Origin of the sequence: uncultured Duncaniella sp., assembly GCF_910577345.1 — a bacterium.
GTDB lineage: Bacteria > Bacteroidota > Bacteroidia > Bacteroidales > Muribaculaceae > Duncaniella.
In genome coordinates this window covers 1-23,787 of the sequence record NZ_CAJTMT010000012.1, presented here as the reverse complement: position 1 = coordinate 23,787, position 23,787 = coordinate 1, and the positions used below count along the sequence as shown (strand labels likewise).

The window sequence follows — 23,787 nt, the reverse complement described above, 5'->3', positions numbered from 1 at the left end:
ATTGACAAGCAGACGCGTCAAAAAGTTTTCGGACCGACCATCTTTTTGGCCGCTTCCATTCATCGCTTACAAGAGAATTCATCAGTAAAAAATTAATAAACAATCATACGTATAAGTAACAATGAAATTAACAGGAAAAATCATCATGTTGGCTGCCGGAACAGCAGTCATTAGCTCAGCAATGACTGCCGTTGCGATGAGAAATGCTCTCTTCAACGACGATGTGGAGCGCGTCGGCAGCTTTACCGAAATGTTCGACCAGGGTAAGGCTTCCGCTGGTTCATTCACCAAAGTCGCCCAGCTTCCTGCCAACCATTCTGATTTCACGACAGCCGCCGAGAGCACCATCAACGGTGTCGTCTCCATCAAGAGCTATGCCACTCCCCGTGGCTACAGCCAGGGTGGCAACGGCGGTTTCTTCAACGATCCCTTCTTTGAATACTTCTTCGGAAGCCCCAACGGAGGCAGCCGCCGCAGTCAGCCCCGTCAGCAGGAGCAGCAGCGTCAGCAGCAGCCTTCCGGACTCGGCTCGGGTGTCATCATCAGCGCCGACGGATATATCGTCACCAACAACCATGTGATTGATGATGCCGAACGTCTTGAAGTGACCCTCAACGACAACCGCACTTTCGATGCGACCGTAATCGGTACCGATGCCACCACCGACCTCGCGCTTATCAAGATTGATGCCAAGGATCTCCCCGTCATCCCTATGGGCGACAGCGAAGCCCTTAAGGTGGGCGAATGGGTGCTTGCCGTCGGCAACCCCTTCGGATTCACTTCGACCGTCACCACCGGTATCGTCTCGGCCAAGAGCCGCAGCATCGGCGGTCACAACAACGGCCGTATGGGCATTGAGTCCTACATTCAGACCGACGCCGCTGTCAATCCCGGCAACTCGGGTGGCGCACTCGTCAACCTCGCCGGTGAGCTTATCGGTATCAACACCGCTATCTATAGCCAGACCGGCAACTATGCGGGCTACTCTTTCGCAGTCCCGACCTCTATCGTTAAGAAGGTCATGAGCGACCTCCGTCAGTTCGGAACCGTTCAGCGCGCCGTCCTCGGTGTCTCGATTTCCGACCTCACCAATGAAATCGCCAAGGAATACAATATCACTGCCGTCACCAAGGGTGTCTATGTGGGCGATGTCAGCGACCGCAGCTCTGCCAAGGAAGCAGGCCTTCAGAAGAACGATGTCATCATCAAAATCAACGACACTCCCACCGACAATGTCGCACAGCTTCAGGAGCAGGTGGCCAAGTATCGTCCCGGCGACAAGGTGAAAGTCACCTACATCCGCGACAACAAGACTCAGTCGGTCGACGTTACCCTCCGCAATCCTCAGGGCAACATGCAGATGACAAAGGCCGGCGACATCACCGATCTTGGCTGTGCCTTCAAGAAAGTCGATGAGTCCACCCTCCGTCAGCTCGGTCTCAGCAATGGCGTGCAGGTGACCGGTCTCTCCAAAGGCCGTTTCAGCGATTCAGGTGTGAAGCAGGGCTTCATCGTCTATTCTATCAACGACAGCCGTGTCTCCTCTCCCGAAGATGTGGAGAAAATCTACAAGGCCATCATGAAGAGTGGCGGTGACGAAAAAGTCATGATTCTCCGTGGAGTTTATCCCACCGGCAAGCGTGGCATCTACGCAGTCGACCTCTCCGGCGCCGAATAATCACTCATTCCCCTCCCTCCAATCAAAGTTTCAAGAAGTTTCATAAATCTCAATAAGTTCTCCTCTCTCATCATTTTGTCCATAAACAGTCGAGAGTGCGTGGCCCAACCGCCCCGCACTCTCTTTTTTGTATAAAATAAAATTGTCTTATAAACAAAGTCTACATGACCTTAATTTCTATCCGTCGTTCAAACTCTTTGAATTGCGATATTAATTCCTAATTGATATGCTTTCTGTAAATCTTTGGGGAACTCGGTTGTCTTGTATTTTAATTTTTCGGCTTCATCAAACACATCCACAACGTATTTAGAGTAGTCCGGGAATTGATATGTGTTGTAGGAACACAGTCTTTGAGGGCGTGAAAATATATGCCCTAAGAACATATCCACATTATCCATAGCTTTAACAGGCGCAAGCTCACCCGTGGTATTCATTGTGTATATTGTCACGACAGCTACTTTCTTTATTGCGAGAGAGCGATACCCTGCCTCGTATGAATCCAAAGAGAAACATAGTCTTTCAAGAAATGCTTTTGCATTGCTGTTGACGTCCATAAGATATATGGGTGAGGCAACAACAATACAATCCGCTGTACTCACAGCTTCGAGCACCGGTGTCAGGTCGTCATTTAGAGAGCATTTGCCATATTGCTTGCTTCCTCTGAGTTTGCAAGCAAAACAGCTCTGACAGCCCTTGAAATTGAGGTCGTTTAAGAAAATCGTACTTATTTCCGGGCTTGTGGCAGTTGACATAGCTCCTTTGCGGAAGGCATCACACAGCTTGGCGGTGTTGCCATTTTTTCGCGGACTGCTATTTATGATTACTATTTTCATACCTCGCTGTTTGTTTAGTTATACATTTGGTCCGGTTCTTCGTCCGAATCTCGGCTAATTTTATTAACTTTGTAATGCAAAATTAGGTGAGAATCAGAGCCTAAACAATAACTTACCAAAAGGTTTGCCCCTTACCGAAAAGTTTGTTTTACTCATTTCCAATCAATTCTGCAAACACGATATGGCAAAAAAATTGGACTATGAATATTGCAAGGCCGCTCCGATGCTTGAATGGCTCGGAAACAAATGGGCGTTGGTCGTTCTCGTGAAGATTTCTGAGAGCGAGCCGATGCGCTTCAACGAACTGTACCGCAACATCCCGTCCGTGTCTGAGAAAGTGCTGTCGCAGGTGTTGAAACAACTAACAACAGACGGCATAATCGGCCGTCGGCTTTATCCGGATGTGCCGCCGCGCGTGGAATATTCAATTACAGACTTAGGTAAAACACTCTTGCCTCATGTCGAAGCGTTAATGAAGTGGGGGCAGGATAACTTTGAACAGATTATGATTAACAGAAACGATAAAATCAGCCAATGACACCTTCTCCCGATACCATTTTTCCAATTAAGAACTGCAGCACGTTGGTTTTAGTTAAGCCGACAATCACAAACCCCAATATAATTGTCGGGGATTTCACCTATTTCAGTGATGTGGACTTCGAAAAGCATGTATTGCATCATTATGATTTTATTGGCGATAAACTCATAATCGGTAAGTTCTGTCAGATTGCATCAGGCGTAAATTTTATAATGAACGGTGCGAACCACCAGATGAACGCAGCCTCTACCTATCCGTTCTACATAATGGGGTGGGAGCAGGGTACTCCATCCCATGAAGATTTGCCCTTAAAAGGAGACACCGTCATAGGAAATGACGTCTGGATCGGGCAAAATGCGACCATTCTGCCGGGCGTACACATTGGTGACGGCGCTATAATCGGACTGAACAGTGTGGTAAGTAAAGATGTGGAACCTTATACTATTGTCGCAGGTAACCCGGCTCAGTTCATACGTAAACGTTTTGATGATGAATTGATTGGATTATTGCAGAGGCTGAAATGGTGGGATAAATCCGTGGCGGAGATACAAGATTTGATTCCATTGTTGACCGACAGTAATCTGTCGAAAGTCAAAGAATCGATAAGGCATATATTTGAAACTAAATAATATTATGTCCGATATGGAAGTTTCCTATAAAGCCTCCTCAATCCTTCTCATCCACTTCATCTGACAATCGTATTTGTGATTATATTATCAGGATTCAGAGGTGTCTGGTCGCAAAGTTCAAGGTTCTTGACCATGTGGAGAGTTCCCTGTTTGTATTTCTGAAAATGTTCTGATGCGATATGGGATTTATATGCCTCCTGCGAGGAATATGTCTCCAATATTGTAATCATGCATGGATTCTCTTTATCCTGCATGGCATACATGGTAAGCACTCCGGGTTCGGTGCACAGTGATTTTGTCCCGACCTCAATGGCAAACTCCATATAATCATCAAGATATTGTGGATAAACCTCGATTTTGGACAACCGGACTATACCGTCAGTCGCCATTGTTTCTTTTTCTACCATATTATGAGAATGTGAGCACGATGAAAAGAGTGCCATCGTGCCGATGATTATTGCTATAAGTCTATTTATCTTGATTGGCATAATGTCCTGTTTGCTTGTGATGACTTTCTTGCGGATCATGAAATCTCAAAACCACATTTCCAAGTGGTTTGGCTCCAATTCATCCCCACGTTTTCAAGGCAAAGTTAGCCAATTCCCGTGAAATAAACAATGTATTGATAATCAATATATAAATTTGTTATTCCCATTGCCAATCACCATCATTCAATCATCTTGTAGCCATAAACTTCAGGCAACTTCTGATTATAATGATAAGTCAAAGCCTGCATGTTCTCAACCGAAAATCAGCCGGGCCATCATCAAAACCCTTAAAAACTGATAAAAATTTCGTAACTTCGCATTGGGATAGGTTCAACTCTATTCCTATATAACAGGTATAATAAGCTCATTTTTGACAGTGAGCATACAAATAAAACGATGAAGACACTACGGTTTTATCGGATAATGCAGTATGTGTTTGCTGCAATTGCAATAATAGCGTTTATACGGGCATGTTTCGATGCTTTCAGTTCTCTTGCACCTATGTCTTGCGTAGCGACAGCATCAGCCGCATCAGTAATATTCGGCCGCAGAGTGCGCCAACTAACCGAAAAATAATTCAAAAGATTGAACTATGTTCCTTCTTACATACAAGAAACCTCTGAGTGAGGTTAAAAAATAAGACTAATAGCAAAAACAAGAATCAAACAAGTATATGAAACAATTCAAATTATCTATAATTGCCATGGCATCGGTTGCCTTGTGCGCATGTACTGCAACAAATAAATCCGCAGAAAGCGGAGAAAATACCACTTCTGACACAGCCGCAGTCTTGCAGGGCGGATGGCGTCTTGATTCTTATCGCATAGACTGCGAGTCGACGCAATTTGATGCGACATCAAATTATAAGCTGTCGTTCAATGAGCCGGACAATACATTCAGCCTTTCAACGGACTGCAACATGATTAACGGCGAGTTTGGAATCGCTAACGACACCATCCGTTTCAAAAACATGCTTGTCACCGAGATGGCTTGCGACAATATGATTGTTGAGCAAAACATGCTGCGTCTTCTCAACGACTCCACAGCCTATGCTGTATGTCATGGCGACACTCTCGCATTCACAGCACCATATATTGGCTCTGCCGTATTCATTAAACAGGCCGACGAGCATACCGGCAACTGACATGGAAATAGTATCTCTGAGAAAGAATCCGGAATACCTCGAACGCGCAATAGCCTACTTTCAAGATAAGTGGGCTACGGAAGACTCTATGGCTGTCTATGATGATTGTATGCGTCATTGCCTATATGCTGCCAATCCTCTTCCGCAATGGTATCTGTTGGTCGATGGCGGCAGAATAATCGGTTGTGCCGGGTTAGTGACAAATGATTTCAATTCCCGCATGGACCTATACCCGTGGTTGGCAGCCCTCTATGTCGAGGAAGATTGTCGAGGCAACGGTTATGGCAAAATGCTCATTGAACATACAGCGAAGGATGCTGAGCAGCTCGGGTTCAAAAACTTGTATCTATGTACCGATCACATCGGATTCTATGAACGGTTCGGCTTCGGTTTCATCGGCTTTTGCTATCATCCGTGGGGCGAGAAAACAAGAATCTATCATTTGGAACTGACCTGATTGAAAATATCATGCCCTACATATCTATTGAGAGCGGTAAACTCACCGCAGAACAAAAGAAAGAATTGATTGAACGGCTCACAGCAACAGCCTCCGAGATAACCCATATCCCGGAGCAGTTCTTCACTGTAACCATCAAGGAGCTACCTGATGAAAATTTCGGCATCGGCGGCAAATCCATTGATGAGATAAAACGCAATTTTAAACGATGAATCCAAATCCCAACATAATATATCCTCGAACAGGCGATACGCAAACAGTATATCTTAAATCGGTAATTACAAAACCGGCCATCGAAGTCGGCGATTTTACAATCTATAATGATTTCGTGAATGACCCGTGTGGTTTTGAGAAGAACAATGTGCTCTACCATTATCCGATAAATCACGATAGACTGATTATCGGAAAATTTTGCTCGATAGCGTGTGGTGCGAAATTCATATTCAACTGTGCCAATCACACACTTAAATCACTCTCGACATATACTTTCCCTCTCTTTTTTGAAGAATGGGATTTGCCAAAAACTGAAATTGCTACAGCATGGGACAACAAGGGCGATATTGTAATTGGCAATGACGTTTGGATTGGTTACGATGCTGTTATCATGGCCGGAGTCCATATAGGCGATGGTGCGATTATCGGCACACGGGCAGTTGTGACAAAAGATGTCGAGCCATATTCAATCGTCGGAGGTGTCCCGGCAAAAGAAATTCGCAAACGGTTTGCACCGGATGTTGTGGCTAAACTCCTGGAATTGGAATGGTGGAATTGGCCTATTGAAAAAATTAAGAATTTAATAGACCATATTCAGTCAGGCGATATTGAGGCATTGTAACACAACTTCACCAACAGGTACAACGTTGTTCAGAACTGAGGAAAAAAATATAGAATTATGTACGAACTTATACAAGTAGGCTCCCGGAGCTACTACATAAATAGTCCTGCAAAGATTGGCATATATGCGCAAACTGAGAACGAGGTTTATCTCATTGACAGTGGGAATGACAAGGAAGCTGCTAAAAAGATCTTGAAAATTGCTGCTGAAAAGAACTGGACTATAAAAGGTATTCTCAATACACATTCAAACGCAGATCATATAGGAGGTAACTCGTTTATCCAGTCAAAAACGGGCTGCCCGGTGTTCAGTAGTGGCATTGAGGCTGATTTTACTCGTCATCCTGTGCTTGAACCATCTTTTTTATATGGAGGATATCCTTGTAAGGTGCTGAGGAATAAGTTCATTATGGCAAAAGAATCAGTTGTTACAGACTTCAATTCTCCACTTTTTCCAAAAGAGATTGAAATAATACCGCTTCCGGGCCATTTCTTTGAAATGGTAGGATTCAGAACACCTGACGACACTGTATTTATTGCAGATTGTGTCAGCAGTCCTGCAACACTGGAAAAATATGGCGTTTCATTTATTTATGATGTTGAGAAGTATCTTGATACATTAGCTTTCATAAAGACAATTAAAGCGAATATAATTATTCCATCCCATGCGGAGCCTTGTGACGATGTTGCTGAACTTGCAAGACTTAACAGTGAAAAAGTATTTGAGATAGAAAATGTTATCAAGAATCTTTGCTCCATGCCTCATACAGTTGATGAAATCATCACAGGTGTATTCAAGCATTTTGCTTTAAATATGACCATTGAGCAATATGTGCTTGTGGGTTCAACAGTTCGGTCTTATCTATCATGGATGAAGGATAGAGGAATTATCGATTTCATAACCGAGAACTCGACATTACAATGGATTACAAACGTACACTGAGGATTTGGTTGATAACTACAATTTTGGATAATTAAAAGAATAATATGCCCTACATATCTATTGAGAGCGGTAAATTAACCGCAGAACAAAAGAAAGAATTGATTGAACGGCTCACAGCGACGGCCTCTGAGATAACACATATCCCGGAGCAGTTCTTCACAGTAACCATCAAGGAACTACCCGATGAAAATTTCGGCATCGGCGGCAAGTCAATCAATGAAATAAAGCGTGATTACAGACCATGAACGTGCGATTGAGAGAATTTCATCCGGCTGACGCAAATATTATTGCCGGATGGCTGAAAAGCGAGTATCAAATGCGTCAATGGTGTGCCGACAGGTATTCGCGTTACCCTGTCACGGCAAATGACATTAACTCATTTCATGACAAATTCATAGACAGACATTCATCAATCGCTCTTACTATGGTTGATGCCGCCGAAGTCATTGGTTATATAACACTCAGAAAGCCAACCCCTGAAAATTCAGAATGGCGACTTGGATTCGTAATAGTTGATGATGCAAAGCGAGGTCTCGGATTGGGTAAAAAACTTGTCGGCATGGCGGTTGATTATGCCCACAAAGAATTAGATGCGACTAAAGTATCGCTTGGTGTATTTGAAAATAATCCATCTGCAATACATTGTTATGAAGCTGTGGGATTCAAGCAAGTTCAAAAAGAAGAGACTGAAAGCTACACTTGCCTCGGTGAGATTTGGTATTGCATAGAAATGGAGTTTGTTGAATCTCAACAAATACATGATTTTCTATAATGGAATGGATAAACTGATAAAATCTATATGAAAGTAATTGGAATAAGTGGTAGCTCTCGTAAGAACGGCAATACTGCAATCATAATCAAAACAGTTTTTGAAGAATTGAGTAAGGCTGGTATTGAAACGGAACTGATTCAATTGGCGGATATTGATATTCAGCCGTGTCGCGCTTGCTTCGCTTGCAAGGGCAAGAAAAACTGTGTTTTCAAAAATGATGGTTTCAGCGATGTATTCAACCGCATGGTTGAAGCAGACGGCATTATACTTGGCTCTCCGGTATATTCCGCTGACGTATCGTCAAAAATGAAAGCCTTTCTTGACCGTGGAGGTGTTGTGGTTGCTACCAATCCCGAATTGTTGAAACATAAGGTTGGGGCTTCAGTTGCCGCTGTTCGCCGTGCAGGAGGCATGACTGCCGTAGATGCGATGAATCATTTTATGCTGAACAAAGAAATGATAGTAGTTGGCTCCACATACTGGAATATGGTCTATGGCAAAGAAATTGGCGATGTCCTCAATGATGAAGAGGGAATGGAAAATATGCGTAATCTCGGACAAAATATGACATGGCTTCTCAAAAGATTAGATAAGCAAGGGTAAGTAATGAGCAGATTTAGATATATAGTACCCAATGCGCAACTACAGCCATTTATCCGCTACTATTGGATTCAGAATACCAATGAAAATCTTGATGTCCTGACCTTTCCAATCGGATATCCGCAACTGATTTTTCATCGTCGGACACGATTTTATATTCCGGAATTGAAATCAGAGCAAGCAAGATTTTCCATAAGCGGTCAAGTCAACTTCCCGGCAAAGATTCAATCATCAGGCGATGTTGAAACCATTGTCGTGGTGTTCTATCCTCATGCAATTGGTACTGTGTTCAATATTCCTCTATCCTCGTTCTACAATGAAGAAATTGACGGCTATTCACTTGGTGACAAAACCTTGAATGCCCTTGCCGATGATGTGCTTAACGCCGAAGATTCTACCGAGGCTATAAAAATGATTGAAAAGTGCCTATGGTCAAGATTGGCGGAATCGGAGATTTATAATTTCAAAAGAGTTGGTGTTTCGCTGACTCAGTTATTTTCTGACAAATCCATCAGCGTGGAAAGCATGGCGCAAATCGCATGTCTCAGCCGGAAGCAGTTTGACCGCGTGTTTTTCAAAGCTGTAGGTATGAAACCCAAGGAATATTCCTCTGTTGTCCGTTTTCAGAAATCATTGTGGCTCATGCAGAATGGCAACCGCGATTTTGCCGACATTGCCTATTCGTGTGGATACGCTGACCAGTCACATTTCATCCGTGAGTGCCGTCGCTATTCCGGAACCACCCCGGTGGAATTGCTGAAAACTCAACCCGTGTATTCCGATTTGTTTGCCTCGCCTTTCTGAATGTCCCTTTTCTTCTATCGGTGGCGACGGCAATGCGTTAACTTTGCCGTAAAAAATGAAAGAAGTAAACCCAAAGGAAACAACGAGAGCTTACGCCTTCGATATGTGGATGAACGCACCGATGCCGATGGTGACGTTCTTCAAGACTCTTAACGTCACCCGATTATTGAAAATCAGCCGTAAGCGTGGACTTAAATTCAATATGCTTATGTGCTGGTGCATCGGGCGGGCGGCATCGCAGGTAAAGGAATTTCAGATGCTCCCGGTCGGTGGCAAACTCATTGAATACGATTCACTCGCTGTGAATACCATCGTGGCAAACAGTCAGGGAGAAGTCAGTTCTTGTGATGTGCCGTTCTGTGATGATTTAGAGACATTCAATTCCGAATATCTACGTCTTACCCGAAAAGTCGCTGAAAGCTGTGAGAATCACGACCTGTCCCAAAGTATGGTAATAGGCACATCCGCACTCGCCCAATACGATATTGATGGAGCGGTGGGAATGTATAGCGGAATATTCAACAACCCGTTCATGATATGGGGGAAATACAGAAAGCGGTTTTTCAAGACAACTCTCACCGTTTCATTCCAATTCCACCACACTCAAATGGATGGTGCACATGCCGCCCGCTTCCTTGACCTATTGCAACGTGAGATTGATACGATTCACTGAAGTACTCGATACGATAATTGCGTTGCCCTCTCAATAAATAAGTTGGAGCTTCCATTTCTCAAACGATGGAAATTTATTTTCATCCTCCGCTAATTTTTGTGGTGGATTTGGATACACCTAACGAGATATTATTACTACCTTTGTGTGTGACATCAATTCTTCCGGTCCCGAAGTGAGTTTACATCCACGGGGGCCACGCTTAATTTGTGAGTATAATGGATTTCAGAACTGTAGTGCCACCCGTTGAGGGAAAACGTGGACTTGTCAGACATGGCGAGCCTATTCTCCTCGTCGGCTCTTGTTTTTCCGACAACATTGGCTCCTGTCTGGTTTCCGAATTGTTTGAGGCCGATGTGAATCCATTCGGCCCTTTATACAATCCTCTGTCTATCAGCAAGGCTTTTGAATTGCTTGCCGGTAGGGGAGAGGTCCCCGCTTCCACCTTGGTCATGCGCGACGGTGCCTGGGTCAGCACGCTCTTCCATTCGCGTGTCTCCGATGCGGACCGCGATGCGGCTCTCGGTAAAATGAACCGTGCCGTAAATGAAAGTGCCGCCACTCTGCGCTCTGCGTCAGTCGTCATAATCACCCTCGGAACAACGCGGGTCTTCACTCTCCGCGACTGTGGCTCTGTGGTTGCCAATTGCCACAAACTCCCCGGCTCGATGTTTGATGTCCGTTATCTCACGCTCGAAGAGGTCACCGAGGCTCTGCGCTCCATCCTCTCATCCATCCGCTCTGTCAACGCCGAGGCCGAAGTCCTGTTCACCGTCAGCCCCTTGCGTTACAGCGAACATGGTCCCCACGGCAATCAGCTCTCGAAAGCCACGCTCCTACTTGGAATAGATTCACTCATACGTTCATCTTCGGACCCTAAGGTGAGCTATTTCCCGGCCTACGAGGTCATGATGGACGATTTGCGCGACTACCGTTTTTATGCCGAGGATATGAAACATCCCACTCAGCAGGCGGTGAGATATATCTACGATCTTTTTAAAACTTCATATTTTGATGAGGAAACCCTGAGACTTGCCGGAGATGCTGCCTCTCTGACACGTCGGCTGGCCCACCGCACCCTTACAGCCTCACCCGATGCGGCTGCAAGGGAGGCTGCTGGGAAAACCGCGCTTGCCGATGCTTTTACAGGGCGTTTTCCTAAACTCAAACGTGCCTGTGCGCGTTATTTAAGTATCATATTGAATGATGGAATACAGCATTTCTGAAATATCACAGATTCTTGGTTCGGAGACGACATTGAAACGTCCCGATTTGAAGATAAACCGACTGTTGACCGACAGCCGCTCTCTCACATATCCCGACGATACACTCTTTTTCGCACTGACAACCTCCTCCGGCGACGGTCACCGCTATCTCCGTCAGCTCTACGATGCCGGTGTGAGAAACTTCGTGGTCACCCACATCCCCGAAGAGATGGAGTGTGTCGATGATGCCAATTTTCTCTTGGTTGATTCTCCCCTGGATGCTCTTCACCGTATCGCCACTGTCAACCGTGAGCGTTTCTCTGCTCCGGTGATAGCTATAACGGGCAGCCGTGGCAAGACAATCGTCAAGGAATGGCTCAATCAGTTGCTTCAGGACGATATCGTCATCACCCGCAGTCCGCGCAGCTACAATTCCCAGATTGGTGTCCCACTTTCAGTGTGGGAAATTGATGCCGACACCCAACTCGGCATTTTCGAGGCCGGAATCTCCCAACCGGGAGAAATGGCGAAACTCAAAGCCATACTCCGTCCGGAAATCGGTATCTTTACCAACATCGGCGCTCCCCACAGCTCCGGCTTCGGGTCGATCGAGGAAAAATGCCGTGAGAAAGCGTCGTTGCTCGACGGTTGCCGTTGCGTCATCTACAACGGTGACGATTCCCTCATCAGTTCTGCTGTTGCCGAAGCTCCTGTGACTATCGCATGGTCGCGCACGAATCCTCAGGCTCTTCTCTATATTAAAGATGTGGTGAAATCTGAGATTGGTTGCGCGATTACCTATATATATAATGGTGGTGAACCGGCCATCTTCACAATTCCCGTGAACGGTGACCACGACATAGAGAATGCCATTCACTGTCTGGCCGTAATGCTCTATCTCGACATTCCTGCTGCCATTATCCGTGAGCGCATGGCCGCTCTTTCACCTATCGGGACACGTCTGGAGGTCATCGAGGGTGTCAACGGCTGTCTGCTCATCCATGATAATTACACGAGCGACTTCAATTCGCTCCTCCCGGCGCTCGATTTCATGCGTCGCCGGTCCACTTCCGACCATTCGTCGACTGTAATCATAAGCGACCTCATGCACGGAAGCGCCGATGCTGAAGAGACCTATTCCCAGATGGCCGACCTTCTTGTCCGCGCTGGTGTCCGCCGTATGGTAGGCATAGGACCTGAGCTGAAACGCCATGCCGGTTGTTTCAAACTTTCGACAGAGTTCTACGACACGACCGAAGATTTTCTCCGCAACGTCTCTCCCCGCGATTTCAGCAAGGAACTCATTCTCATCAAAGGCGCACCCGCATTCGGTTTCGAGCGCATCTGCGAGATGCTTGAGGCCCGTCAACACGAGACCGTGCTTGAAATCAACCTCAGTGCCATTGTCGACAACTTCAATGCCATCCGTTCGCGCATCCGCCCCACCACCGGCATCGCTTGCATGATCAAGGCTTCCGGCTACGGTGCCGGTTCCCATGAACTTGCCCGCACCTTGCAGGCCCAGGGTGCGACATATCTTGCCGTCGCCGTCCATGACGAGGGCGCCGAACTCCGTCGCGCCGGAATCACGATGCCTATTCTCGTCCTCAACCCTACGGTCGAGAATTTCCATGCCATTTTCTCCGATAATCTTGAACCGGAAATCTACAGCATTGATTTCCTCCGCACATTGATCCGCGAAGCCGAACGCTACGACGTCTATGGCTTCCCTGTCCACATAAAGATTGATTCGGGTATGCACCGTCTCGGCTTCCTTAAAGAGGATCTCCCGGAGCTCATCGAAGTGCTCAAAAGCACCGACCGTGTTGTTCCCCGCTCGATTTTCTCCCACCTCTGTGCCGCAGACGATCCGATGGAGGATGCCTACACCCAGTTGCAGTTCGACTACTTCGACGCATGTTGCCGTGAGTTCCTTGCAGCTTTCCCTGAAAGGAAAATCCTCCGCCACATACTCAATTCGACCGGAATCACCCGCTTCCCCGAACATCAGCTCGATATGGTGCGCCTCGGAATCGGGCTCTACGGTATAAAGACCATGAACGATGGGTCGCAGGATGACCTCCGCCCCGTCTCTTCGCTCCACACCGTCGTCCTTTCGCTTAAGAAATGGCCGGCGGGAACCACTATCGGCTACAATCGCCGAGGTCTTCTCACCCGCGACTCAGTCATTGCCACGATTCCCGTCGGCTACGCCGATGGAATCAACCGTCATCTCGGCTATGGCAATGCCCGAATGATAGTCAAGGGTGTCGAATGTCCCACCGTCGGTACAATCTGCATGGATGCATGTATGATTGATGTCACCGATGTCCCTGATGTCCGAGTCGGAGACCGCGTTGAGGTCTTCGGCGAGAATATGCCCGTCGATACCCTTGCCGAGACTCTCGGTACAATCCCCTACGAAGTGCTAACCTCCATCTCGCAGCGCGTCAAACGCGTCTACTACCGCGAGTAGGAGTGCGGAACAGACAAAATATCTTAAAAAACACACATCCCCGTCAAAAAAATCCAAGTTTGACAAAACTAAAACCCAATTCTATTATGAAATCGCCCAGTTTATACATCATCGCAGGTTGCAACGGCGCCGGTAAGACAACGGCCTCGTTCACCATATTGCCCGACGTCCTTGACTGCCAGCAGTTTGTTAATGCCGATGAGATTGCCAAGGGCCTTTCTCCTTTCCATCCTGAGAGTGTCTCGATGGAAGCCGGACGCATTATGCTCCATCGTATTGAAGAGCTTCTCCAGAAGGGCATCACCTTCGCAATCGAAACTACTCTTGCCACCCGAAGCTACCACGCGCTCGTCTCAAAGGCCCATAGCCTCGGCTATCTGGTTCACCTACTCTATATATGGCTCTCTTCACCGCAGCTCGCCATCAAGCGCGTGGCCCAGCGTGTGAGCGAGGGAGGCCATAATATCCCCACCGACGTGATCATTCGCCGTTACCATCATGGTATCAGCAACCTCTTTAATCTTTTCATGCCCATTGTCGATAGTTGGACGATTATCGACAACACCCGCTGCCGCCCGAAGGTGGTGGCCAACGACACTTTGACTTTAGCCCCAGAATTGTATGACCGAATTAAAAAAGATGGAGAAACTCAAATTGACTGACAATATATCTGAAAAATTAGCAAGAGGCATGGAAATCGCCGTAGAAAAATGTTTGCTTGACAAAGTGGTCAAGGGGCAAGCGGTTGTCTATGCGCATGAGGACGGCTCGATCTACTCGATGTCCGCCAAGGACGCTCTTGACCACTTCCTCGCCGAAGCGGCACAAGAGGCTCGGATGTAACAGAAAAGACATTAAAAAAACATCACCATCAACCAATAACGAATGTCCGGGCCCACCCCGGACATTTTTATCTCCCTATTATCATTGATTTTAGGGGATAATGATTAATTTTATCAGTCATACTAAAAAATAGGAAGCAAATGTTTAATAAATCAAAAGTGGATGAGGGCATGAACCCGTGGAAAGGGGTTGCCTTGGATGACTATGAGAATCACATGGCCTTGGCTTCTGTCGGTCAATTGCAGGAATTGGATGCTATAATGCACGAGCAGTTTTCAGCTTATCCTGTCGGGAGTGTCGCAATTTTCGGAGTTGCAGGTGGCAATGGTCTTGCAAATCTTTATGGATTGTCAGAAATAAAGGATATTTACGGGATTGATATAAATCCGGATTATCTTGAAGCCTCTTCAAAACGTCACCCTGATTTATCCGGGAGGTATCATACTCTTCAGGTAGACATTAACGAGAGTGTGGCCGCCATTCCTGAAGTGGATATGGTCGTAGCCAATCTGTTTATCGAATATGTCGGCTGCGCAAATTTTGCTAAAGCGGTGGCACGCACACATGCTGACTATGTTTCGTGTGTGATTCAGGTGGATACTGCCGAAAGACTTGTTTCTGATACTCCGAACACAGTGGGAAGCTCTGTTTCGGATTCACACTCTGTTGAGGGAAGTCTTGACTCTGATGTTTCGTCTGCCGGGGAAAGCTTTGTCTCAGAGTCTCCATACGCTGCCAGACTGGAAGTACTTGGCTCCGTCCATGTGACAGTGAATGCCGACGAACTGATTAGGTCGCTTGCCGCAATAGGCTATAGGCTTATAGACCGTAAAGAAAGTACCTTGCCTAATGGCAAGCAGTTCCATCGTTTGGATTTCAAAAAATATAATGCCGACCCCCAAGACCCCCACTTCGAGCAACTCGGACTTGATTCTTGCGGCGAATGAACCTAAAAGGCGTGCCATCATCTTTCCGGATGGCAATTTTGCAGCGAGTGAACCTATGGGCGTGCCATCATCTTTCCGGATGGCAATTTTTGGGCGAATGAACCTATGGGCGTGACATCATCTTTCCGGATGGCAATTTTACGGCGAATGAACCTAAAAGGTGTGCCATCATCTTTCCGGATGGCAATTGATAAGCTGCGGAGCAGCGATGCGATGGTAGCCCCGCATCGAGCGGCAACGCAATGAAGCCCGCAGGGCGAAATTGCGTGCCGCGAAGGTGTGTGGGTAACTGATGATTCCCCCCCACGGGCATCGAAGATGTCCGATAATAATGCGTGTGGAAACACCATAGGTTATAGATACAAACGAACAAAATAGACAAAAGCAACAGAAGAAATATAATCTGCTTGAAATTAATCTTTTGTATCTTCTGACCTTCTGTCTCTATGTGCCTTTCTCTGGCTTGAAAAAGCAATACCTCCCGCCAAAGTTCCATGAAACTTTTGGCGGGAGGTAATTGTATTGTGGATTACGCTAATAATGCGTAGTGGAAGGATTCAAAATTAATAGTTCTCGGCTTTGCGCTCGAAATAGCCTTGCTCCTTGCCGCAGACGGGGCAGCGCTTGGGAGCTGACTTGCCTTTGTGGACATAGCCGCAGTGCATACACTGCCATTCCTCTTCGGTCTCGCTTGAGAACTCCTGACCGTTGGTCAGACGCTCGAGAAGACGCAGATAGCGCTGCTCATGCTCGATCTCAACCTTGGCTACCATCTTGAAAATAGCTGCAATATCCTTGAAGCCTTCTTCTTCGGCGGTAGTGGCAAACGATGCGTAGAGGTCGCTCCATTCCTCGCGTTCGCCTGCAGCGGCTTCGCGGAGATTGGTCATTGTATCGGCAACTACACCTGCGGGATAACCTGCGTTGATCTCAACCACGCCGCCTTCGAGACGCGAGAAGAAGAGTTCGGCATGGCTTAACTCCTGCTCTGCAGTGATGAGGAAGATTTTTGCAATCTGTTCGTAGCCTTCCTCACGGGCTTTCTTTGCAAAGAGGGTATAGCGTGAGCGTGCCTGGCTTTCACCTGCGAATGAAGCGAGAAGATTATGCTCGGTCTTGGTGCCTTTGATCGATTTCTTTTCCATATTTTTAATACTGAATTGATGCGTTAAAGTAGACTAATTTTGTTTACATAGTCTAAACGCATCAAGCGGACAAAGAGTTCACACAAAGGGATTGAAATATTGACCTTTTTTTCGAGTGGATTTTCCATACATCACGGCGTGGCGGGGGCAGATGTGGTAACACCCGAGACAACCTGCACAATCCCTGCACCATACGGGGTGTTTGCGCGTGCGTCCGGAGGCATCAGGTTGCGTGTCGGGCTGCATCGAGATATTGCGCAACGGACATGTGGCCGCACATTTTCCGCATGAGATGCACTCTTTGGTGTAATGGAAGGGCTTGGGCGACATGGCATAGCGGACAAACCACGGATAGATTACCTTTGTCTTGATCCATGCGAAGCTTCCGCGGACAATATCATCGCGTCGACCCTGCGCCACGCTATAGCCGCGCAGTTCGTCCGCAATGGTCTTGATTCTTGCAGGGGCCTCCGCGAGTTTCTTCTCTTCCAGAGCTTTAGGGTCGACATCGAATCCGGTCATGCATACATAATTGTTGGGCATTATGACCGAATAGGCATTGCCGTCTTGCCATCCACGCGACCTGACATCCTTGCGCCACATTTCGGCCGTGAGACCGCAATCATCGCCACAGGTGAGAATGAGGTGATGGACGAGGGCTTGGTCAGACTGAATGTCAAGGTTTATGTCGCGGATGACTGAACGTATATAAGGTGGTACTCCCCATGAATAGACAGGGAATACCCAATAGACAGCCGTGTCATCCTCCGGGAGTGTCAATGGCGTGGCTGTGACTGAGGGGCGCAATTCAGTCATCCGTTGGCCGAGCAGGATAGACAGCCGCTCGGCAACGAAGCGGGAATTGCCTGTGCCTGAGAACCAGAGTATCATAATCAGATGGTGACCTGAGTGGCTCCGAAGCCGAATTCACGGAATGAGGCATCCTGAACATCGTGACCTTTGTAGCGGTGGTTGAGTTCTTTCATGAGAGCCGCGCGGAGCACTCCTTCGCCTTTGCCGTGGATGAATACGATTTTCTGCCCCTTGTTCTTGAGGTTTGCATCCATGACCTTGCGGAATTCGTCAATCTGGAGATTGAGGATGTCGGCGGGAGAAAGTCCGGCGGTCGTGTCGACAAGTTCGTTGATGTGCAGGTCCACTTCGATACGGTCACCGCGTTTGGGCTGATGCTTCTGCACCGGGCGCTTGACAGGACGGTCGACAGCTTTCTTGGCTTTGATCCCTTTTTCGAGTTGCGATGAATCGAGAACCATGCGCTGACGGGGGACATCGTTAGTCACAAGATCCACAGCAATCACCTCTTTGTCGAAATAGGGGTTGGAGCGGAAGCAGTGGAGTTTGAAAAATTTGGTAGTGTCGAGCGCTGTCTCGATTGCGACCGGTGATTTGATTTTGAATTCGCGGTCCGATTTGAATGCAATCATCTGGACGGCTATGCGGTCCATCGCCGGGAGGTCGGAGCCGGAAATCTCTTCAAGAAATACCTGGATGTTCGGCTCGACAACTCCTGCATAGCGCGTGGTCCATCCATTTGCTTCGTCTGCGCGGGAGAGGTAAGTGAAATAGAGATAGTAGTTGGAGTCGTTGACGAGATACGTGTCGAAAGTAGAAGAATTGAGATGCTTGATGTCATTCGGCTCGTAGGCGAGGACTACGTTGAGCTTGTCGCCCTCCGGGGTTTCCTCGACGGGAAGTTCGGAAGGTGCCGGAGTGGATGAGGGCTTTGAGTTTGCCGACGGTTTGACGGTTGGTTTGATTTCATCCTGTGTCAGCGCCACTTTTTTCTCGGTGACCTCGGGAGAGGCAACGACCACACATTCGCGGATGAGGGTAGGGGTCTCGAATCCGTTGTCGTCAACGTATGCTATATTTCCTTCGATTCGTTTGATTATGCCACCTCCGACTGAATTGAGGAAGCGGACGCGATCTCCGATTTTTGCCATGATGATTATATGATTTTTCTGTTTTGTCTGAGAATTCTTCGGGTGCCGTAAGCACCACTGTTTTTATTTATTTAGATTGAGCTTGTCCGGTGTGTCAGGACCGGCAGGAACTACTGCAATTTTTCCTTTAGGAAGCGTCCTGTGTATGATTCGGGACACTCGGTGATTTCTTCCGGTGTGCCGGTCGCTACAAGCCGTCCTCCTGCATCGCCGCCTTCCGGGCCTATGTCAATTACGTGGTCGGCGCATTTGATTACGTCCATGTTGTGCTCGATGATGAGTACAGTGTGGCCGAGTGCTATAAGACGGTCAAATGATTTCATGAGTGTGGCGATGTCGTGGAAATGCAGGCCGGTTGTCGGCTCGTCAAATATGTAGAGTGTCGGTTCGGCCTTCTCGTCGGCGAAAAATGATGCGAGTTTCACACGTTGGTTCTCGCCTCCGGAGAGTGACGATGAATTCTGTCCGACCTTGATGTAGCCCAGGCCTACGTCGCTGAGCGGCTGGAGGCGTTTGACGATGCGTTTCTCCTGCGTTCCACCGGCTTCGCTGAAAAATTCAATGGCCTGGTCGATGGTCATTTCAAGGATGTCGTAGATATTCTTTCCGCGATATTCCACTTCAAGAATTTCCTTCTGATAGCGTTTGCCGTGACAGGATTCGCAGGGGACGGTGATGTCGGCCATGAACTGCATCTCGATGGTGATGTAGCCTTCGCCCTTGCACTCCTCGCAGCGTCCGCCTTCGGAATTGAACGAGAAATCCGAGGCTGAGTAACCCATCTGTTTTGCACCCTGGGTGGATGCGAAGAGTTTGCGGATTTCGTCGAATGCTTTGAGATATGTGGCAGGATTTGAGCGTGTTGACTTCCCGATAGGGTTCTGGTCCACGAATTCCACATTTTTTATACGGCTGAGCTCTCCATCGAGACGGCGGAAAGTACCGGGTGCATCGCCGGGGTTGCCGAGATGGCGGTTGAGTGCACGGAAAAGAATGTCGCGGACAAGGGTTGATTTGCCTGAACCACTGACACCGGTGACGACTGTCATCACACCGAGAGGAAACTGCACGTCAATGTCCTTCAGGTTATGTTCCATCGCACCGATGACCTTTATTGAGTCGCGCCATTTCCTGCGTTGCTTGGGGACGGGAATTGTCAGCTCTCCGGTGAGATAGCGGGCTGTGTAGCTGCCGTTGGTTTCAGAGGCTCCCTGAGAGGGGATAAGCTCTGATGGTTCTCCCTGATAGATTATGTTGCCGCCGAGACGTCCGGCATCGGGGCCGACGTCAATGAGATAGTCGGACGAACGCATGATTTCCTCGTCATGCTCGACCACAACGACCGTATTGCCGAGGTCGCGGAGTTTCTTAAGCACTGAAATCAAGCGCTCGGTGTCGCGCGAATGGAGTCCGATTGAGGGTTCGTCAAGGATGTATAACGACCCGACAAGGCTGCTTCCGAGCGATGTCGCGAGATTGATGCGTTGGCTCTCGCCACCCGAAAGCGACGATGAAAGGCGGTCGAGCGTAAGATAGCCGAGACCGACCTCTTCAAGATATGAAATGCGGTTGTTGATTTCGCGCAGCAGACGGCCTGCAATCTTTGCATCCTGCTCGTTGAGCGAAAGGTTGCGGAAAAATTCGAGCAGACGGCTCACAGGCATACTGACAAGTTCACCTATGGTCTTACCGCCGACCTTGACATAGGATGCGGTTTTCTTAAGTCGCGAACCGTGACATTCGGGACAGATGGTTTTGCCTTGATAGCGCGCCTTCATGACACGGTATTGGATCTTGTATTGATTCTCGTCGAGCATCTTGAAGAAGTTGTCGAGCGAGGGGAAATCGCCGTAGGTCATCTTCACGCCCGTAAGGTCTTTTGGACCATGCCAGAGCAGGTCTTTTTCTTCCTGCGTGAGATCGAGGTAGGGTTTATGGATGGGGAAGTTGAACTGCGCGGCATCAGCGATGAACACGCGTTTCCATTCGCTCATCTTGTCGCCTCGCCAGCAGGCGATTGCATTGTCGTAGATTGACAGTGTGTTATTGGGGACGACGAGCCTTTCGTCAACTCCGAGGACTTTTCCGAAACCTCCGCATGTCGGACATGCACCTACGGGATTGTTGAAGTTGAACATCATGTCGGTCGGCGGTTCGAAGCGGATACCGTCGGCCTCGAAGATTTTCGAGAATTCCTTTTCCACGAGTCCTTCTTCACCCCAGATGAGGATGCTAAGACGGTCGCGGCCTTCAAAGAATGCGGCTTCGACCGAGTCGTTGAGACGGCTGATTTCATCAGCTTCGGGGGAGACAGCGAGACGGTCGATGAGCAGCGTATAGTCTTCGGCTTTGTAGCTGTCGGGGTTGTCCGATGCACGGACTTCACCGAGAAGTTCCTCTATGTCGACAAAGCTGCCGTCGCGCATCAGTCGGGAGTAGCCTGCTTTGAGATAGACGTCGAGTTGCGATGCGAATTTGCGCCCTTCGGGAAGAATGATGGGCGCGACAATTGCAGCGCGTGATCCTTCGGGGAAAGTGGTGACGTAGGCGACCACATCCTCGATGGTGTGCTTTTTCACCTCCTCGCCGCTGACAGGTGAGAAGGTATGGCCTACGCGCCCGAAGAGCAGGCGCATGTAATCATATATTTCCGTGGAGGTCCCGACTGTGCTTCGAGGGTTGCGGGTGTTGACTTTCTGCTCGATGGCGATTGCCGGAGGAAGCCCGAGTATGGCTTTACATTCGGGTTTGGGCATCTTGCCCATGAATTGGCGGGCGTAGCTGCTTAGGCTCTCGACGTAGCGTCGCTGTCCCTCGGCATAGAGAGTGTCGAAGGCAAGGGATGATTTTCCGGAGCCGGATACACCCGTGATGACCACGAGTTTACCGCGCGGAATCTCAACGTCGACATCCCGGAGGTTGTTGACCTTGGCACCCAGCACCTGTATGTTCTGTTCTTGAGAAGATATATTGTTGACTTGCTGCATTTTTTCGGTTCCTTCAAATGTAACATACAAAGTTACGAAAAAGTCGCCTCAAATGCAAACTCCCACGCTGTTGCCGAAACTTAATAAAATAGAAAAGACGTTGGAGTAAAACAGAACGGACATTGACGTCTTTTTAATGGTTATGGGTTGCGTGGTGTCAAATTCGGATTGAAAAAGGTGATTTATCGGTCTGTTTTGTTCCTGCTGCAATTGATATGTATGATTCGGCGGTTTGTCGATTTGTCGGCGGGCATATTGGCGTGTAGAATACTATTCTCTATGGATTTTGTGTTTTTTATATATTATGATTCGGATTTATCTACTACTGTTGGCTTGCCTGACAGCACCGGCCTTACTCGGCCAGACTCAAGAAGATGTCAATGTCAGTTCCGGTGGATATGGCATGGTGAAGACCAATATCAATCTTCAATGTGATCATGCTTGGGGCGCTGTGAGAGATGGTTTTGGAGCGAGAGTTTCGTATGAATGCCTCAAACGAAAGTCCTTCACGCTCACCGCTAATGCCAAATACAATTCGGTTAAGGTCGATTTTGAACCGGGAGCGTTGAGCGGCGGTTATGACCCTGACGACATCGGACTTAACGATATTCATATTATATGGCAATTAGGGGCAACAGCTACGGCAAGAACACGCTTGTTTGGTAAGCCTCTGATGGAAATCGCTATGATCAACAGCGAATTTGGCATCGGTGGCTACGAACGTATCTCGGCTATCGCAATGGGACTGCTTATGTTGCGTCACAGTCGTGACACTCAGTTTGGCATAGGACCGCTGGTGATGATCAACAGCACATCGAAAATTCCGGCGTTTTTGGTTTTCATGTATCGTCATAGATTCAATGAGAGATGGACCATAAATCTTTATGGCGGTATGTTTGGAGTCGAGTATATCCCCGGGAAAAACACTCTGTTGTGTGCCGGTGCGGATATTGATGTCAAATCATTTTATTTCAGACCCGGTCATGAAGATTTACCCAAGACATGCCGTTTCACCTCTACATCTTTCCGCCCTATGCTGAAATACAGGCATCGCCTTGGCGACAATCTATATGTCGAGGCAATGGGAGGAGTGTCATTGAAAATGTCATGTCGAGTCAATGGCAAGACCGGCACCACCGAATATTTTGACTGCTCCCGAAAAGCTGCCCCCTTCCTGCAAGCATCAGTGGCATATTCGATGTGATTTATCCGTGTTATATAAATTCCCCGCAAATAGCTCATGCTATACCTAACACGATCGATTATTTTCCAACTCTGTTCAGCGATGTCCAGCGGCCTACGGTTTGAATTAAATTTTCCTTCCTGCCATACCCATCTGAAAATCAACTGTTTTAACTTAAAGAGTAAAAAAATCTTTAACATTCCATTAAAAAAGTTGCCAAAATATTTGGTGGATTCCGAACAAAGCCCTAACTTTGCAGTGCTTTTAAGGAAAACACCTCAGCAATGAAACAAAAACCTTAAAACAAAAGTCCTGAGCGCAGGACAGACAAAACATTTTGGAGAGGTGGGTGAGTGGCTGAAACCACCAGTTTGCTAAACTGACGTAGGAGCAATCCTACCACGAGTTCGAATCTCGTCCTCTCCGCCAAAACCATTGCGAAACCCTGTAAGTAGTTCACTTACAGGGTTTCTGCTTTTGCGTGTATGCCATGAAATGCCACGAAACAAGACTAATTGTAAAATGGTAGGATGTAACAGACCATTTATTTCCTAATTGTAAAATGGTAGGATGATTTTTTGATCGAAAGAGCGTATCTTTGTAAGTTGGCTGAAGAGGAAACAGGCTCTGCTGAGGAGCAACCTGCG

The 23,787-nt window shown here is 47.6% G+C and carries 24 protein-coding genes, 1 tRNA gene and 1 pseudogene; 20 read left to right on the top strand and 6 right to left on the bottom strand.

The genetic code is table 11. The features are described 5' to 3' along the window. The first annotated feature begins 121 nt into the window (after positions 1-121). Positions 122-1,678 carry a Do family serine endopeptidase gene (locus QZ310_RS06855; RefSeq protein WP_297071763.1) on the top strand — a complete coding sequence of 519 codons (1,557 nt, stop codon included), beginning with the start codon at positions 122-124 and terminating at the stop codon, positions 1,676-1,678. Positions 1,679-1,866: 188 nt separating this feature from the next. On the opposite strand, the gene QZ310_RS06850 is transcribed toward QZ310_RS06855, so the two are convergent. Next, positions 1,867-2,511, bottom strand: a complete 645-nt coding sequence (locus tag QZ310_RS06850; protein WP_297071762.1) for a flavodoxin family protein — start codon at positions 2,509-2,511, stop codon at positions 1,867-1,869. A 181-nt stretch (positions 2,512-2,692) separates the two neighbouring features. Here QZ310_RS06850 and QZ310_RS06845 point away from each other — a divergent pair, with 181 nt between their 5' ends. Together QZ310_RS06845 and QZ310_RS06840 are read left to right on the top strand one after the other, a co-directional pair. Continuing rightward, on the top strand, positions 2,693-3,049 hold the full coding sequence (locus QZ310_RS06845; RefSeq protein ID WP_297071760.1) for a helix-turn-helix domain-containing protein: 357 nt from the start codon (positions 2,693-2,695) through the stop codon (positions 3,047-3,049). Beyond that, positions 3,046-3,678 carry a CatB-related O-acetyltransferase gene (locus tag QZ310_RS06840; RefSeq protein WP_297071758.1) on the top strand — a complete coding sequence of 211 codons (633 nt, stop codon included), beginning with the start codon at positions 3,046-3,048 and terminating at the stop codon, positions 3,676-3,678. Before QZ310_RS06845 ends, QZ310_RS06840 begins: the two co-directional genes overlap by 4 nt. Before the next feature lie 56 nt (positions 3,679-3,734). Here QZ310_RS06840 and QZ310_RS06835 read toward each other — a convergent pair. Beyond that, positions 3,735-4,076, bottom strand: a pseudogene (locus tag QZ310_RS06835) (antibiotic biosynthesis monooxygenase); the annotation flags it as partial. A 763-nt stretch (positions 4,077-4,839) separates the two neighbouring features. On the opposite strand from QZ310_RS06835, the gene QZ310_RS06830 reads away from it, so the two are divergent. From QZ310_RS06830 to QZ310_RS06760, 15 genes are all read left to right on the top strand, one after another. Next, the gene (locus QZ310_RS06830) at positions 4,840-5,310 is read left to right on the top strand and encodes an META domain-containing protein (protein WP_297071754.1); all 471 of its coding nucleotides are present in this window, start codon (positions 4,840-4,842) and stop codon (positions 5,308-5,310) included. Position 5,311: 1 nt separating this feature from the next. Continuing rightward, positions 5,312-5,767 carry a GNAT family N-acetyltransferase gene (locus tag QZ310_RS06825; RefSeq protein WP_297071752.1) on the top strand — a complete coding sequence of 152 codons (456 nt, stop codon included), beginning with the start codon at positions 5,312-5,314 and terminating at the stop codon, positions 5,765-5,767. A gap of 11 nt (positions 5,768-5,778) precedes the next feature. After that, positions 5,779-5,979, top strand: a complete 201-nt coding sequence (gene dmpI / locus QZ310_RS06820; RefSeq protein ID WP_297071750.1) for a 4-oxalocrotonate tautomerase DmpI — start codon at positions 5,779-5,781, stop codon at positions 5,977-5,979. Next, on the top strand, positions 5,976-6,602 hold the full coding sequence (locus QZ310_RS06815; protein WP_297071748.1) for a CatB-related O-acetyltransferase: 627 nt from the start codon (positions 5,976-5,978) through the stop codon (positions 6,600-6,602). Before dmpI (QZ310_RS06820) ends, QZ310_RS06815 begins: the two co-directional genes overlap by 4 nt. Before the next feature lie 57 nt (positions 6,603-6,659). Then, entirely contained in the window at positions 6,660-7,544 is an 885-nt protein-coding gene (locus QZ310_RS06810) for an MBL fold metallo-hydrolase (RefSeq protein WP_297071746.1), read from the top strand. Between the two features lie 44 nt (positions 7,545-7,588). Further along, positions 7,589-7,789, top strand: coding sequence for a 4-oxalocrotonate tautomerase DmpI (gene dmpI / locus QZ310_RS06805; RefSeq protein ID WP_297071744.1), 201 nt, complete (start codon positions 7,589-7,591; stop codon positions 7,787-7,789). After that, positions 7,786-8,316, top strand: a complete 531-nt coding sequence (locus QZ310_RS06800; RefSeq protein ID WP_297071742.1) for a GNAT family N-acetyltransferase — start codon at positions 7,786-7,788, stop codon at positions 8,314-8,316. The genes dmpI (QZ310_RS06805) and QZ310_RS06800 overlap by 4 nt, the downstream gene beginning before the upstream one ends. Before the next feature lie 27 nt (positions 8,317-8,343). Then, a complete protein-coding gene (locus tag QZ310_RS06795) occupies positions 8,344-8,919 on the top strand; it encodes a flavodoxin family protein (RefSeq protein WP_297071740.1) in 576 nt (191 codons plus the stop codon). A gap of 3 nt (positions 8,920-8,922) precedes the next feature. Beyond that, complete coding sequence (locus tag QZ310_RS06790; protein ID WP_300878737.1) at positions 8,923-9,720, top strand: helix-turn-helix transcriptional regulator; 798 nt, start codon at positions 8,923-8,925, stop codon at positions 9,718-9,720. 55 nt (positions 9,721-9,775) lie between these two features. After that, positions 9,776-10,393, top strand: a complete 618-nt coding sequence (locus QZ310_RS06785) for a CatA-like O-acetyltransferase, family 2 (protein WP_297071736.1) — start codon at positions 9,776-9,778, stop codon at positions 10,391-10,393. A 215-nt stretch (positions 10,394-10,608) separates the two neighbouring features. Next, the gene (locus tag QZ310_RS06780) at positions 10,609-11,616 is read left to right on the top strand and encodes a GSCFA domain-containing protein (protein WP_297071734.1); all 1,008 of its coding nucleotides are present in this window, start codon (positions 10,609-10,611) and stop codon (positions 11,614-11,616) included. Next, complete coding sequence (locus QZ310_RS06775; RefSeq protein WP_297071818.1) at positions 11,597-14,071, top strand: bifunctional UDP-N-acetylmuramoyl-tripeptide:D-alanyl-D-alanine ligase/alanine racemase; 2,475 nt, start codon at positions 11,597-11,599, stop codon at positions 14,069-14,071. The genes QZ310_RS06780 and QZ310_RS06775 overlap by 20 nt, the downstream gene beginning before the upstream one ends. A gap of 86 nt (positions 14,072-14,157) precedes the next feature. Beyond that, complete coding sequence (locus QZ310_RS06770) at positions 14,158-14,733, top strand: zeta toxin family protein (RefSeq protein ID WP_297071732.1); 576 nt, start codon at positions 14,158-14,160, stop codon at positions 14,731-14,733. Beyond that, complete coding sequence (locus QZ310_RS06765) at positions 14,711-14,914, top strand: hypothetical protein (protein ID WP_297071729.1); 204 nt, start codon at positions 14,711-14,713, stop codon at positions 14,912-14,914. The genes QZ310_RS06770 and QZ310_RS06765 overlap by 23 nt, the downstream gene beginning before the upstream one ends. A 140-nt stretch (positions 14,915-15,054) precedes the next feature. Next, positions 15,055-15,861: a class I SAM-dependent methyltransferase gene (locus tag QZ310_RS06760; RefSeq protein WP_297071727.1), complete on the top strand. Its 807-nt coding sequence runs from the start codon at positions 15,055-15,057 to the stop codon at positions 15,859-15,861. 563 nt (positions 15,862-16,424) lie between these two features. Here the strand turns inward: QZ310_RS06760 and rbr are convergent. From rbr to uvrA, 4 genes are all read right to left on the bottom strand, one after another. Next, positions 16,425-17,006 (bottom strand): rubrerythrin, encoded by a 582-nt coding sequence (rbr, locus tag QZ310_RS06755; protein ID WP_297071725.1) that lies wholly within the window; start codon positions 17,004-17,006, stop codon positions 16,425-16,427. Positions 17,007-17,084: 78 nt separating this feature from the next. Beyond that, complete coding sequence (locus QZ310_RS06750; protein ID WP_297071723.1) at positions 17,085-17,897, bottom strand: EFR1 family ferrodoxin; 813 nt, start codon at positions 17,895-17,897, stop codon at positions 17,085-17,087. A gap of 2 nt (positions 17,898-17,899) precedes the next feature. Continuing rightward, complete coding sequence (locus QZ310_RS06745) at positions 17,900-18,970, bottom strand: DUF2027 domain-containing protein (protein WP_297071721.1); 1,071 nt, start codon at positions 18,968-18,970, stop codon at positions 17,900-17,902. 110 nt (positions 18,971-19,080) lie between these two features. Then, the gene (gene uvrA / locus QZ310_RS06740) at positions 19,081-21,957 is read right to left on the bottom strand and encodes an excinuclease ABC subunit UvrA (protein ID WP_297071720.1); all 2,877 of its coding nucleotides are present in this window, start codon (positions 21,955-21,957) and stop codon (positions 19,081-19,083) included. A 304-nt stretch (positions 21,958-22,261) separates the two neighbouring features. Between uvrA and QZ310_RS06735 the strand changes: the two genes are divergently transcribed. Further along, positions 22,262-23,161: a hypothetical protein gene (locus tag QZ310_RS06735; RefSeq protein WP_297071718.1), complete on the top strand. Its 900-nt coding sequence runs from the start codon at positions 22,262-22,264 to the stop codon at positions 23,159-23,161. 318 nt (positions 23,162-23,479) lie between these two features. After that, positions 23,480-23,569 (top strand) — tRNA-Ser (locus tag QZ310_RS06730). Positions 23,570-23,787: the final 218 nt, after the last annotated feature.

Coding starts and splice junctions, on each gene's coding strand:
- QZ310_RS06785 (WP_297071736.1), top strand. CDS start 9,776: ATGAAAGAAGTAAACCCAAAGGAAACAACGAGAGCTTACGCCTTCGAT.
- QZ310_RS06765 (WP_297071729.1), top strand. CDS start 14,711: ATGGAGAAACTCAAATTGACTGACAATATATCTGAAAAATTAGCAAGA.
- QZ310_RS06830 (WP_297071754.1), top strand. CDS start 4,840: ATGAAACAATTCAAATTATCTATAATTGCCATGGCATCGGTTGCCTTG.
- QZ310_RS06795 (WP_297071740.1), top strand. CDS start 8,344: ATGAAAGTAATTGGAATAAGTGGTAGCTCTCGTAAGAACGGCAATACT.
- QZ310_RS06840 (WP_297071758.1), top strand. CDS start 3,046: ATGACACCTTCTCCCGATACCATTTTTCCAATTAAGAACTGCAGCACG.
- QZ310_RS06845 (WP_297071760.1), top strand. CDS start 2,693: ATGGCAAAAAAATTGGACTATGAATATTGCAAGGCCGCTCCGATGCTT.
- QZ310_RS06790 (WP_300878737.1), top strand. CDS start 8,923: ATGAGCAGATTTAGATATATAGTACCCAATGCGCAACTACAGCCATTT.
- QZ310_RS06775 (WP_297071818.1), top strand. CDS start 11,597: ATGGAATACAGCATTTCTGAAATATCACAGATTCTTGGTTCGGAGACG.
- QZ310_RS06780 (WP_297071734.1), top strand. CDS start 10,609: ATGGATTTCAGAACTGTAGTGCCACCCGTTGAGGGAAAACGTGGACTT.
- uvrA (WP_297071720.1), bottom strand. CDS start 21,957: ATGCAGCAAGTCAACAATATATCTTCTCAAGAACAGAACATACAGGTG.
- dmpI (WP_297071750.1), top strand. CDS start 5,779: ATGCCCTACATATCTATTGAGAGCGGTAAACTCACCGCAGAACAAAAG.
- rbr (WP_297071725.1), bottom strand. CDS start 17,006: ATGGAAAAGAAATCGATCAAAGGCACCAAGACCGAGCATAATCTTCTC.
- QZ310_RS06815 (WP_297071748.1), top strand. CDS start 5,976: ATGAATCCAAATCCCAACATAATATATCCTCGAACAGGCGATACGCAA.
- QZ310_RS06770 (WP_297071732.1), top strand. CDS start 14,158: ATGAAATCGCCCAGTTTATACATCATCGCAGGTTGCAACGGCGCCGGT.
- QZ310_RS06810 (WP_297071746.1), top strand. CDS start 6,660: ATGTACGAACTTATACAAGTAGGCTCCCGGAGCTACTACATAAATAGT.
- QZ310_RS06735 (WP_297071718.1), top strand. CDS start 22,262: ATGATTCGGATTTATCTACTACTGTTGGCTTGCCTGACAGCACCGGCC.
- QZ310_RS06760 (WP_297071727.1), top strand. CDS start 15,055: ATGTTTAATAAATCAAAAGTGGATGAGGGCATGAACCCGTGGAAAGGG.
- QZ310_RS06750 (WP_297071723.1), bottom strand. CDS start 17,897: ATGATACTCTGGTTCTCAGGCACAGGCAATTCCCGCTTCGTTGCCGAG.
- QZ310_RS06850 (WP_297071762.1), bottom strand. CDS start 2,511: ATGAAAATAGTAATCATAAATAGCAGTCCGCGAAAAAATGGCAACACC.
- QZ310_RS06825 (WP_297071752.1), top strand. CDS start 5,312: ATGGAAATAGTATCTCTGAGAAAGAATCCGGAATACCTCGAACGCGCA.
- QZ310_RS06800 (WP_297071742.1), top strand. CDS start 7,786: ATGAACGTGCGATTGAGAGAATTTCATCCGGCTGACGCAAATATTATT.
- QZ310_RS06745 (WP_297071721.1), bottom strand. CDS start 18,970: ATGGCAAAAATCGGAGATCGCGTCCGCTTCCTCAATTCAGTCGGAGGT.
- dmpI (WP_297071744.1), top strand. CDS start 7,589: ATGCCCTACATATCTATTGAGAGCGGTAAATTAACCGCAGAACAAAAG.
- QZ310_RS06855 (WP_297071763.1), top strand. CDS start 122: ATGAAATTAACAGGAAAAATCATCATGTTGGCTGCCGGAACAGCAGTC.